Annotated in this window: 11 protein-coding genes; 5 read left to right on the forward strand and 6 right to left on the reverse strand. The window is 36.3% G+C overall.

The genetic code is table 11. From position 1 onward, the window contains the following. Positions 1–44: 44 nt before the first annotated feature. Together ribD and AAGD72_RS02715 are read right to left on the reverse strand one after the other, a co-directional pair. Complete coding sequence (ribD, locus tag AAGD72_RS02710) at positions 45–1,127, reverse strand: bifunctional diaminohydroxyphosphoribosylaminopyrimidine deaminase/5-amino-6-(5-phosphoribosylamino)uracil reductase RibD (RefSeq protein ID WP_341815063.1); 1,083 nt, start codon at positions 1,125–1,127, stop codon at positions 45–47. Next, positions 1,127–2,326, reverse strand: a complete 1,200-nt coding sequence (locus AAGD72_RS02715) for a deoxyguanosinetriphosphate triphosphohydrolase (protein WP_070356885.1) — start codon at positions 2,324–2,326, stop codon at positions 1,127–1,129. The genes ribD and AAGD72_RS02715 overlap by 1 nt, the downstream gene beginning before the upstream one ends. 47 nt (positions 2,327–2,373) lie before the next feature. On the opposite strand from AAGD72_RS02715, the gene AAGD72_RS02720 reads away from it, so the two are divergent. Together AAGD72_RS02720 and AAGD72_RS02725 are read left to right on the forward strand one after the other, a co-directional pair. Then, the gene (locus AAGD72_RS02720; RefSeq protein ID WP_010081891.1) at positions 2,374–2,835 is read left to right on the forward strand and encodes a HesB/IscA family protein; all 462 of its coding nucleotides are present in this window, start codon (positions 2,374–2,376) and stop codon (positions 2,833–2,835) included. Between the two features lie 39 nt (positions 2,836–2,874). After that, positions 2,875–3,549 carry an ABC transporter ATP-binding protein gene (locus AAGD72_RS02725; RefSeq protein ID WP_010962776.1) on the forward strand — a complete coding sequence of 225 codons (675 nt, stop codon included), beginning with the start codon at positions 2,875–2,877 and terminating at the stop codon, positions 3,547–3,549. Between the two features lie 238 nt (positions 3,550–3,787). Here the strand turns inward: AAGD72_RS02725 and AAGD72_RS02730 are convergent, their stop codons facing one another. Next, positions 3,788–4,486 (reverse strand): alpha/beta hydrolase, encoded by a 699-nt coding sequence (locus tag AAGD72_RS02730; RefSeq protein WP_341815064.1) that lies wholly within the window; start codon positions 4,484–4,486, stop codon positions 3,788–3,790. Between the two features lie 155 nt (positions 4,487–4,641). On the opposite strand from AAGD72_RS02730, the gene AAGD72_RS02735 reads away from it, so the two are divergent. From AAGD72_RS02735 to tsaD, 3 genes are all read left to right on the forward strand, one after another. Then, positions 4,642–5,778: a cysteine desulfurase family protein gene (locus AAGD72_RS02735; RefSeq protein WP_341815065.1), complete on the forward strand. Its 1,137-nt coding sequence runs from the start codon at positions 4,642–4,644 to the stop codon at positions 5,776–5,778. Positions 5,779–6,647: 869 nt separating this feature from the next. Further along, on the forward strand, positions 6,648–7,385 hold the full coding sequence (locus AAGD72_RS02740) for a hypothetical protein (protein WP_341815066.1): 738 nt from the start codon (positions 6,648–6,650) through the stop codon (positions 7,383–7,385). A 475-nt stretch (positions 7,386–7,860) separates the two neighbouring features. After that, positions 7,861–8,868 (forward strand): tRNA (adenosine(37)-N6)-threonylcarbamoyltransferase complex transferase subunit TsaD, encoded by a 1,008-nt coding sequence (gene tsaD / locus AAGD72_RS02745; protein ID WP_253302981.1) that lies wholly within the window; start codon positions 7,861–7,863, stop codon positions 8,866–8,868. A 352-nt stretch (positions 8,869–9,220) separates the two neighbouring features. Here the strand turns inward: tsaD and AAGD72_RS02750 are convergent, their stop codons facing one another. From AAGD72_RS02750 to AAGD72_RS02760, 3 genes are all read right to left on the reverse strand, one after another. Beyond that, complete coding sequence (locus tag AAGD72_RS02750; protein ID WP_341815069.1) at positions 9,221–9,736, reverse strand: transposase; 516 nt, start codon at positions 9,734–9,736, stop codon at positions 9,221–9,223. Beyond that, the gene (locus AAGD72_RS02755) at positions 9,726–9,989 is read right to left on the reverse strand and encodes a hypothetical protein (protein WP_007552904.1); all 264 of its coding nucleotides are present in this window, start codon (positions 9,987–9,989) and stop codon (positions 9,726–9,728) included. The genes AAGD72_RS02750 and AAGD72_RS02755 overlap by 11 nt, the downstream gene beginning before the upstream one ends. A 509-nt stretch (positions 9,990–10,498) precedes the next feature. Beyond that, positions 10,499–12,583, reverse strand: a complete 2,085-nt coding sequence (locus AAGD72_RS02760; RefSeq protein WP_341815070.1) for a hypothetical protein — start codon at positions 12,581–12,583, stop codon at positions 10,499–10,501. Positions 12,584–12,620 lie beyond the last annotated feature (37 nt).

Here is a 12,620-nt window from a genome sequence, read left to right on the forward strand (position 1 = left end):
CCGCTGAACGGATACCTTTTTTTTACTGTTTGAGTATGTAAGGATTATGACGACCTATCCCAAACCTCAACTATATCCTCACTAAACTCTATTATCTTTGTTTTTTTAAACTGATAACAGTTGTTAATGAATTGAATCCCTAAATCTCCTACAAAAGGAGTGGCATCATTGCCTAAAATTTTACCACTGCGGCATATTATCAACCTGTCGATTAAATTACACTTTAATAGTTCTGTGATTAACACTCCTCCACCTTCAACTAATAATCTTGTTATACCAATTTCTGAAACAAGTTTTAATGCCATGTCCTTTAGGCAAACCTTACCTGCGTTGCTTGAATTAACTACTAAGTAGTTAATGTTTTTTATTTTTTTCTCTACTTCTTTATTTGTGATGACCCAAGTTATTACTTTGTCTGCAGTCTTTGCAATGTTATGCTCTTCCTTTAATCTCCCTTGGCTATCTATAATTAGCCTTATTGGCGATCTACTTCCAAGTCCTGGTAATCTGCAAGTTAAGAGTGGATCATCATTAATAAGAGTATTGCTGCCGATCATAATTGCATCATATTTCGTTCTGAGCTCATGCACCCAGTTTCTCGTATTTTCACTTGTTATCCATTTGCTATCGCCTGTAAATGTTGCGATTTTTCCGTCAAGAGTTGTTGCGACTTTGCAAGCTATAAATGGTCTATGTAATTCTTTAGTGGTGAAAAAACCGACATTCAGTTCTTCTGCTTCTTTTTGCATAATACCTTGCTCAACTTCAATTCCTGCTTCTTTCAGAGCTTTAATGCCTCCACCTGAAACTCTACTATCTGGGTCAATAGTTGCAATTACTACTCTTTTTATGCTAGCTTTTATGATTTTTGCAGTGCAAGGCCCCGTGACTCCGTGATGACAACATGGCTCAAGAGTGATATATATAGTTGCGCCATGAGTTGAATCTTTAGCGTTTTGCAAAGCGACTACCTCCGCATGCGGACGCCCACCAATCCCTGTGTATCCCTCACTAACAATTGTACCATCCTTTACAATAACACACCCGACAGCAGGATTTGGTGCAACATTTCCAAGATTTTTTTCTGCAAGCCTTAATGCAATTGACATGAAATGATCATCAGTCATTAGAAAGAAGTCATTTCGTATGAGGTATCAAAAATTCTTCTGTGCTCGTGTATAGCAAATCTATCTGTCATACCTGAGATATAGTCACATATTATTACTGAACGCTGAGATTCACAAGCGAGTTTGCTCCACTCTGTGGGAAGTAATCCTGGGTTTTCATAAAAACATTGAAAGAGTTCCTGTATTATGCGTTTTGCTTTGTTCATCGTTCTACTCAGTTTATAGCTTCTGTATATTTTCTCCATGTTGAATCTTTTCATTTCTTTTGTAGCATTCGCAACTTCTGGTGAAAATGTGACTAGCATTTTATTTAGACTTCTTACGTCTTCTACGCTTTTTATTTTGTGATCTTCAATATTTCTTTCAGTCTGAGAAACAACATCACTTATCATAGTTCCTATAGTTCCACTCAGTGATTCATGTATGAGTTTGCTCTGAGGCAATTCTGAATATCTGCTCCTTATGTCTTTAAACATTTTTTCAATTAAAGGAACATTCAGCAAATCTTCGATGGTTACTAAATTCGCCCTGAGTGCATCATCAAGATCGTGAACACTGTAAGCAATATCATCGGCAATTGAAGCAACTTGCGCTTCAATGCTTGAAAATTCTTCAAGTTTTAGATCATATTTTTTGTTGTATTCTAATAACAGCTGATTATTTGTAGAAGACTCCGCGTTTTGACCAAGCAAGGGACCGTTATGTTTTGCAACTCCTTCAATCACCTCCCAACTTAGATTCATACCATCAAAATCAGCATGTTTTTGTTCGAGGTAAGTTAAAATCCTTATAGCTTGAACATTATGATCAAACTCATACTTCTCGTTATCAAGATTCAAATCTTGAACTGATTTCTTTAGAGCATCTTCACCTGCATGACCAAATGGAGGATGACCAAGATCATGTGCGAGCGCTATGCATTCAGTGATATCCTCATTTAAGCCAAGTCTACGCGCAATGGACCTTGCAATTTGTGCAACTTCAAGGCTATGAGTAAGCCGAGTGCGATAGTAGTCGTGCTCATAATTGATAAAAACTTGTGTTTTGTACTCCAACTTTCTAAACGCATTAGAGTGAATGATACGGTCCCTATCACGCTGAAAGCAGCTGCGATTCTCATCTTCTGGCTCTTTGAAGTATCTCCCTTTTGTTTTGCTTGGAAAACATGCATAATTTAATAGAAAATTATTGTTTGACATGTAAAATTTCTACTATAATAAGTTATCAATAATAAACGGTGGTTACTATGTCAACAAATTACAACATCAACTTAACTGATAATGCACTAAAAAAAATCCACTCTCTTGCAGAGCAGGAAGGGGATAAGAGTTCCATTTTACGGGTTGCAGTTTCAGGTGGTGGATGTTCTGGCTTCAAATACAATTTTCTTATGGATCAAATGAATAAAAATCTATCTTTGGATGATGAAGACGATGATTACGATGATGAGTTTGATGACGAAGACGAAGATGATGACTATGAAGAAAGCGAGGACTACAGAAGCCACTCCAGTTTTAGCGAAAAAGGTAAAGATATAGTAATTAATGATGAAAATGGCAATCCTGTATTAATGGTTGATAATTGTTCAGCAAAATTTTTAAATAACTCAGTTATAGATTATACTGAGGATCTCAGTGGTTCTGGTTTTCAAATAAAGAATGCCTTTGCTAAGTCTCAATGTGGTTGTGGTAACAGTTTTTCGGTTTAATTATTACTAAAACTTAGATGCCTTCTGGATCTTTTAAACATGGGTGGTAATGTAGCACTAGAACTAACTTCCGTAGATAAAAGCTTCAAGAACAATTCTGCTGTTGTAAAGGATATCAACTTAAGTGTCACAAGAGGGCAAGTAGTAGCGCTGATTGGCGATTCAGGTGCAGGGAAAACAACTATATTGCAAATCGCAGGCTTGTTGGACAAGCCAACTTCAGGTATAGTTACGATAGATGGAATAAATTGCACACAAGCCAGTAATAAGCATAAAACTCATGTAAGAAGAAATTTTCTTAGTTTTGTTTATCAATTTCACTATTTGTTACAAGAGTTATCGGTGTTGGAAAATATTATGCTTCCTCAACTCATTGCAGGAAAAAGCAAAGCTGAAGCAAAAAAAAATTCGCAAGCAATGTTGGAAAAATTTGGTCTGGAAAACAAAGCAAGTAGCATGGTATCTGAAGTTTCGGGTGGGGAAAGGCAGAGAGTTGCAATTGCAAGAAGCATTGTAAATTCTCCAAAGCTTTTACTTGCAGATGAGCCAACAGGAAACTTAGATCCAACAAATTCTTTTAACGTGTTTTTACTGCTACATTCATACGTAAAGGAAAATAACAGCTCTATGCTTATAGTAACACACAATCATCTCCTTGCAGAAAAGGCAGACTGCATTTTCCAATTGAGAGATCGATCATTAGTGAAGTTGTGAATAGGAAAAATAGCACAATTTCTATGCCTTATACTTATCTAACCAATGATCATTAACAGAGTACAACTCGCATGAAATGCTTTCATTGCTTTTTATACACGGACTTTTTAACTTACGCTGTTTACTTAGGGAACACCCCGATAACATAAACACAGCTAAAACAAAAAATAATAGCTTTTTAAACATAACAAAACCTTTTCATTTATATTACTACACTCATTTCTCTTGTTTGTAAAGATTAGGCATATTCTTTTACCCTTACCTCTTTTTTGACCTTTTGAAAAGAAATAGTTGCACTATTCAAGCGCAGTTTTATATAATTGTCCACGATTTGAGTCACTTCCTCTTCTTTATCCTTTAGAAAGTGATTAGTATCATCTATTAGATGGTATTTCATGTGATCACTTCTTACTGAATTTATCAACCTTTTTGCTAATTCTGTTACATCGCTTTCTTCTGAGATTGTATCATTACTGCTTTGTATTATAAGCCCAGAAACTGGACAGGGAGAAAGAAAAGAAAAATCGTACTTAGTTACCGGAAGAGAAAGAGCAATAAAACCCACTATCTCAGGGCGGCGCATTGTTAGCTGCATAGCCACCCATGCTCCAAAAGAAAAACCAGCGATCCAAATTGGAACATTGCTAGGATTATGTTCCTGAAGCCAATCAATGGCTACCGCAGCGTCAGTTAATTCTCCTATACCCTTATCAAAAGTTCCGGTAGATTTTCCCACACCACGAAAGTTAATCTTCAATGCAGAAAAATTGTTATCGATAAAAGACGTATATGTACTATGTACAATTTTACTATCCATATTACCACCATATTGAGGATGATGATGTAAAACCAGCACAACCGGCGCGTTGGCATCTTTGCTTTGGTGGTATTCACCTTCTATCTTTCTTGTTGCATTATTCAAAAAAACTTCAACCATAGTAACCCCTAATAAGAACCCGCTTGACAGGTATTAATGACGTGAGTTATTAATTATGTATTAATTTCGCTGTTTTTGCAATAAATTTTTTATCGTGTTAAAGCTAACGTACATAGTTATGGCTATAGTTGATGGTAAACTTATTTAAGTGACAGATGAGTCCATTCTCTTTAGAAAATAGTGGTTGCGTATATGCTGATTACAATGCAACTGCTCCAATTAGTGAAAATGTAAAAAAAAGTATATTTGAGGTCTTGTCAAAACAAACGCTCAATCCATCATCACTACATAAAAGAGGACAAGAAGCGAGGAAGATTCTTCAGGATGCAAGAGATAACGTACGTGGTGCTATTGGCGTCTCAAGTGATAAAGAAATAGTTTTTACGTCTGGTGCAACTGAAGCGAATAACCTTGTTATGAGAGGAATAGCAGGCTACCTGCATATAATTTCAGCTATAGAGCATCCTTCAATTCTTAATTCTGCATGTAATCCATATATAATACCTGTTAATCAGGAGGGCATTGTTGACTTTTTAGAGCTAGAAAAAATTCTAAGCGAACTTAAAGGAAACAAAGCAATAGTTTCAGTTATGATGGCAAATAACGAAACCGGAGTTATTCAACCTATTGAGGAAATAGCTAAAATAGTACACAAGTTTGGAGCAATTTGCCACACTGACACTGCTCAAAGTGTTGGGAAAATTAAAGTTAATATGGAAGATTTAGGAGTGGATTTACTCACTTTATCCGCCCATAAATTTGGCGGTGTAGCAGGCAGTGGAGTTTTAATATTCAATAAAGAACTTGCGATAGAACCTATTATAATAGGTGGTGGACAAGAGAAGGGATTTCGTGGTGGTACGGAAAATATTGTTGCGATTGCAGGCCTTTCTGCTGCACTGCAAAATATTCCAGACCTTCTATCAAAAATGGATGAAGTAAAGGAGCTACGTGATCAATTAGAGTGTGAATTATTAAATCTTGCCAGTGACATAAGAATCTTCGGTAAAAACTCTAAGAGGCTGCCAAACACAAGTTTTATTTATATGCCAGGAGTAAAGAGTGATGTGCAGCTTATGCATTTTGACTTGAATCATATTGCAGTTAGTAATGGCTCCGCATGTTCTTCTGGAAAAGTTGAGCCTTCCCATGTTTTGCTTGCAATGGGGGCAACAAAAGAGCAAGCAGAGTGTTCAATTAGAATCAGTATAGGTCCAGAAACTAAACCACAAGACATAAAAAAAATAGTGGATTGTTGGTATAATATCTACAAGCAGAACACCTTGGTATAGATAATACGTGATATCATGCAGGGAGCTATAAATTAGATGTAAAAAATTCCTTTACAAGTTTCGCCAGCCCCCTTATCATAACAGTGAAGCTATTTATTTATCTTCGCAATCTGTGCAGGTTAATGACAAAAAACTTAGGGTATTTGGCGTCTCATGTTTAATTTTTCGCACTACGTGCATCGCATGTCTTTAAAAATTTTTAGGTTTTTACCTATATAAGCCGAAACGCGCTTACAAAGCGTTTAAGACAGCAAAAAACGTCAAATTGACAAGGGAGAATTTGAATGCTAGCTACTACGGGGTTTCTTTGCCTTTTTTCCTGCTTAGTAAATTTCTTAAACACTTGCGGTGTAGGTTAGTTGCAAGTTAAAAGCAGCTAAATCGCTCTTAATCAAGCGTTTTAGAATAAAAAAAACGCCGATATTTTAGTACATAGTAAATAGCCAACCACCACGGGGCTTCTTTTGCCTTTTTTTTATTTAGTAAATTTCTTAAATATTTATGGCTAAAGCAATTTAAGAGACCGAAAATGGTGTCATTTCAGTGCCCCTGTAATGTCATCCCAGTGCCCTGACTACTTGGATCCAGGAATTTTATTAAGTTGGTGAGCATAAAAATAGCTGTTTTACGTTAAAATACAATGTTTTGATGATTATGGAAAGGCTGGATTCCAGTGCCAAGCACTGGAATGACATCCTCCCTTATGGAAATTGCTCTCAAATCACAATGTTCGTACAGCTATGGAATGAATCGCGGTATGACGGTTATCAGTAAACATGAATTACTTTAGCTATGCAATCAGGCTTCCTAAAAACACTTTGTAGCCAATCAATTCTTGAGTATAAAAAGAATTCCTTTAATAATAAGGTATGCTAATCAGGAATTTAATAAAACAAGCAACTCAAGTAGGAAGCAGTGAAAATGCAATACGGTATGTCGAATATCTCTATCAATTTGAGAAGTTTAGAAACACATTAAACCTCACTTTATCACTAATAAAGCAAAATAGGCTCTCATTTGAAATATACCAAGAGGGATTAGTGGATATGGAAGAGGGAGTGTGTAAGACAATCAGGTCTTCCAGTGTAAATAGATATGTTATTGTACTGAGGAAGTCAAACCCATACATTATAGTGCATGAACTTTCACACATGGTTGAAAATGAACTGAACTTAAATTTGGAGCAGGAATTCCTCCATAAAGTTTACCAGGATATTGAGCAGAACCTAAAGCAAGCAAATATTCTTGTGCAGAAAATTATCGGCCAAGTTATATTTAAGGAGATACAGGCTTATCAAACTGCAAAATCACGTGCATCTGAATTATTTGCACGCTATTTTGAGCTATTTGCTTGGGCGCAGGAGGTTTACCCTAAAGATAAAGAATACTTAATCCGCACTCAAGACTTAAACAAAGTGTTCCTTGCTACTGGCCAATGGAAAAAGAGCTACCTTGATTCACAAATGATGGAGAGAATAGATAAGGAAATCAAGGAATACAGCAATAAAACTGCCACTAAAGACGTAACCAAAGTGCAAAGCAGTTGGACTAGTAAATTTTCTCCTGGGGGCAAAAAAATTAGCTCTATATTTGGAGATGATGATTAGCTTATAGTGCAGGTTTTCCTACGTCATCCCGCGATTCATTCCACGACTGTACGAACGTCTAGTTTAGTGATAAAATGTATATAACTATTGATGTCATTCGAGCATTTACATTTGTTACATCAGCACTCACATTTGTCATCTCAGTCTCCTCTTCCTGTCATCCCAGTGCGTGACACTGGGATGACACCATCATAAAGGAATCAGTGTCAGCTACTTTCATGACACCATTCTTTTTTCTGGATCCAAGTAGTCAGGGCACTGGGATGACGAGAGAGGAGACCTGGAATAACAAGAAAGTGCTCCATCTCAATAGCGCAATGTTCATACGATTGTAGATTCATTCGCGGTATAGATCCCGCTAACACGTAGCGGGATGACGGTTGTCGGTAAATCTTTTAGCTGTAGAAGTTAACTTTGCAGTTAACTTCTACAGCGTTTCAAGATATAGTTTTGATAATAAAGTGCTCGAATATACATGAAAACCATTTTAGCTGTTGAAACAAGCTGCGACGAAACTGCAGTAGCGATTGTAAATAGTGACAAGCAAGTCCTTGCTCACGAAATTCTCTCCCAAGCAGAACACAAAAAACGTGGTGGGGTGATCCCTGAAATAGCTTCACGTGCTCATATGAAGCATTTAAGTGGTCTAATAAAAAGCGCCGTGGAAAAATCTAACCTTAACTTTTGTGACCTCAATGCAATTGCAGCAACATCAGGACCAGGACTCATAGGTGGATTAATAGTTGGTACAATGATGGCTAAAGCGATTGCGCATGTAGCACAAAAACCATTCATTGCAGTGAATCACTTAGAAGCGCATGCATTGGTTATTAGGTTACTGCATGAGGTAAAATTTCCATTTTTAGTCCTACTAATATCAGGTGGTCACTGTCAATTTTTAATTGCACAGGATGTAGGTAAATACATTAAACTTGGAGAAACGCTCGATGATTCACTAGGAGAAGCATTTGATAAAGTTGCTAAGATGCTGGGTTTAAGCTATCCCGGAGGGCCATTAATTGAAAAGTTAGCTAAAAAAGGCAATGGTGCAAGATTTAAATTGCCAAGGGCAATGATAAAACGTTATGGATGTAACTTTTCGTTTTCTGGAATTAAAACAGCAGTAAAAAACTTAGTGCAAGAACTTAAAATGAGCGAGCAAGATGTGTGTGATGTATGTGCTTCGTTTCAAGAGTGTATTAGTGACATACTGCTGGACAGGGTTAGTAATGCGATTATTATGGCCGAATCTTTAAATATCAAAATCAATGACTTTGTGATTACCGGCGGAGTTGCAGCAAATAATTTCTTGAGAGAAAAATTAAAACAACACATAAACTTAAACATATTTTTTCCCCCTAACGACCTATGTACAGACAATGCAATTATGGTTGGATGGACAGGAATTGAAAGGTTACAGAAAAATTATATAGATCCACTTAATTTTGCACCAAGACCTAAGTGGGAGTTAGAGAGTTATTAAAAGCTCTCAATTCTGAATTATAGCTAAAGTGACTTAGGTTCTCTAATTGCACATAAGTCAACAATAATTTTCACACAAATCAAAACAGCATATCTTCTCCATAATCCTTGGTAATTTTACATAAGTTAAAAGTAGCATATGGTTCTCTCCGCGGTCTGAGATGACAATAAATTTGTCAAGCCGCATTATACTTGTTAGGCGGAAGTGGACGGCAACATATTTACCACGAAGTCTAACTAAGTTCTTGCTTGTCCCTTCCATCGGCATTGCTATCTTTATTTTCAATAAAATTATTGTCCTATGCTCTTTTGATGTTTATTGATAATAAAATTCTGTTTTATCAACCAACATCCTATGCATAATTACAGCTAATTTTCTTGCTACTGCTACAATTGCTTTTTTCATTCCTTTTTTCTTTGCAACCCCAGTTTTTTAATTTAAATGTCCTCTTGGTAACTGTAAGCATTGTTTGTGCAGCTTCATATAACATACTTCTACATTCCGCTGGTCCCATCTTTGATATGCTGCCATGCCGATCAACTTCTCCAGAAGAATATTGCCTTGGTGTCAACCCTATATATGCTCCAACTGTATCAGATTTCTCAAACCTATGTGGGTTATCAATTGCAGCTTTATACGTCATTGCTACTATAATCCCCACTCCTGGAACAGTAGTTAACAATTTACAATCATCGTCTTTTTCACCTTGTTCTGAAAGCATTTTGTCAAGCTTTCTTAATGAATTTTCTATTGCTTCCAAACTACAAACTAACGCTTCAATTGAACTCCTACTGATTTCATCCAAATTATTTATTGCCTCTTGTATTCTTAAAGCGAAAGTTTCAAATTTTGATCCTTTACCGACCATGTATCTTCAACAACCCTCTTATTGTTCCAATAACCTGCTGTTTGCTACACATTAGCTGTCTTCTGCTTCCAAGCGCTATTTTAATTTGACAACTGATTTTACTAACACTTCTCATCATCTGCGCTATACCCCTCGCATCGTTTTTATCATTCTTATTGATTCTTGCAGACAACGCTGCTGCCATATGCCTTGCATCTACACAAATTACTGGTAATCCAAAACTCCTTAACTCTTTGCACATTGATATTGACAACTATCCACTTTCTATTCCTATGGGTTCGTATTTTTTGCCTTGGCTAATCTGCTATTGCCTTACTTTCGCTTGCAACAACTTCTTCCTTAACAACTTTTCCTTTCTCATCAACGATACTTATAAAAGTTTCTTTTAATGAGATCGCTATAATATTTCATGACCTACTGTAAAAGTTTAAATTATTTTTGAAGAACCAATTCATTGAATTTGTTACTTCGTGCTAAAATAATGGAGTATGTCTCTCCATCATTCAATAGCAATTACAGTATGTTTAGCTATAATTTGAAAAACAAAAATTCGTCATTCCGCTACTAGTTAGCGGGATCTAGAGATACCGCGGCGGCATGACGTAGGATTGCTGTCATCCTGCTGCTTGTTAGCGGCTAAGAGATACTGTGAATAAATCACGGTATGACGGTTAAGTATCCCGCTACGTGTTAGCGGCTGAGATAACGCGAATAAATCGCGGGATGACGTGTTGCTTGGGTCAGCTATAGAAGCAAAACTCATCATTTTGAAAGAGGAGGAGATTTTTCCGGACCCTCAGCAGGGATTGATTTTGGATCTGATAATTCTGTATTTACCTTGATTGGCTCTAATGGAGTTTTCTGCTCTTCCGGTTTATCATCTGGAATTGGAACAGGCCAATCCATAATGTTTTGCGGTATAACTTCTGCTTCTTTAGCTTCTTTTTGACCTGTTGAAGATGATGCATCAACTCCTGCATTTTTAGTAACTTCTTGTTTGAGTTGTTTATTTTCTTCTTGTAATTGCTTTAAATTTTTCTTTAACTCGTCAATCTCTCTTATTTTTTGTTTTAATTGTTCAGATATAGTGAGTTTGTCTCTAGTCAATTTTTTGTTTTCTTGTCTTAACCCACTAGCTGTTCTGCTTGAGTTGTTGTTTACAGCTTGTATACCTTGGTCTTGCTGCTGCATGCTTGTTCCTCTACTTTCATATTCAACTTCAGTTTGAGTTGCCTGACCTTTTTCCTGCTGTAATATGTTCTGCAGTTGCTCTAGACTCTCTTTGACAGATGCCAGCTCTTCCTGTGTACACGTTAACATCCCTTCCTTTTCCTTAAGTTGATATTGAAGTTTTTCTATTTCCCTCTTCGTATTTTCTTCGCTTAGCTCATCTGCAAGTGATCTTCCAGGTTCAAGTTGTCGAATTTCCCTCTCTAAATCTTCCTTTTCTCTCTGTAATTCATTTAATTCTTTAGACAATTGGCTCGCCGTTTCAGCCAATGTATTGTTTTCCTTTTTTGTTTCCATTAACTGTTCTGCCAACTGCTTTTTATGATCATCGTTTAAACCTTCCACTATTTTCTTCAGGTCATTCTCCAAATTTGCATTCTTTTCCTTTAGTACAGTTAAATTAGCTTCACTTTGCTTCAATTTTCTCTGTAATTCTTTATTTGCCTCATTTGTTTCACCTTCCTTATCTTTCAACTGATCATTTAAGTTCTTTATTACATCATTTTTATCCTGTAGTTCTTCCTCTTGTTCCTTTATTCTTTGACCTCTTTCAAATATCGCTCGCTGTTGTTCATTGACTTTATCTCTCAAGGAGTCACGTTCTAATCTTAGATCCTCAAGCTGCTTTGCCTGCACTGCAAAATATTTAGCAAATGTTTCTTTTTCTTCCTCTAATTCCTCAACTTCATCTTTTAATCCTTCTTGCTCATACTCTTCTTCATCACCAGACATATCATCCTCAAATATTTCATCTTCATCACTAAATTCACTGCTGGTGGATATAGAACTTCTACGTGAAGAAGGTGTGCTAGGAGAGGAATACCCACTGCTGCTTGGTGTAGGTGACTGTGGTGATGTATGTAGATCTTTTGTAAATATTTCCTCTGCTGGTACTTGCTGATCGTCTACACTCTTGGATATGCCAGTAAAAGCTTGATACAGAGTTTTTCCGTTGATAAAAACTTCTTTATTTTGTCCAACTAACTTTAATACTTCTTCTGAACTCGTTATTCCTCCAAATTTTGGCTCACCAATAACACTCTGTATACCGCCAGAATCCAATTTTACGGTCATGCTACAGTCTATGCTGTTACCTTCAGAATCCTTAGCCTGCCAATTAATGGTCATTTCACATGAGCTTGAACCAGTAAAATCATAGTGCCTTTCGCTGCCTTTTTTGGTTGCAGTTATTTGACTATCTTTCCCTAAAGATATGTTATAAACCTTACCTTCACTGCTAGCTCTTAAAATATTGCTAATTTCTATTGGTTTTTCTTCATTTTCAAATCTAATTTTGAAGTCATCATCTTTTGTTGAATACGCTAAGAAATTTTGATTTGGTAAAGATGCTTCAAATTCTCTATGTGTTTCATTTATTGATTGCTCAAATTTTTGGAACTCCTTTTCCCACTTTAAATTTATCTGTCCTGTAATGTTCTCATCTTTGCGTAAAGGGCCAATAAAATACCAGATTAAATTTTTTTCCTCCAATTGTTTTATAGTCTCTTGAAAGCTGCTACAAGATTCAATCACATCTAAAATATCCTTTTTCTGCTGTTCATCTACATCTAAACTTTGACTTTCAGCTATAAATACATTTTCGTTTTCCTGTGGCATAATTTTACATTTTAAAAAATATACTATAATATTAACA

This window comes from Wolbachia endosymbiont (group A) of Chalcis sispes (assembly GCF_964026765.1).
GTDB classification, from domain to species: domain Bacteria; phylum Pseudomonadota; class Alphaproteobacteria; order Rickettsiales; family Anaplasmataceae; genus Wolbachia; species Wolbachia pipientis.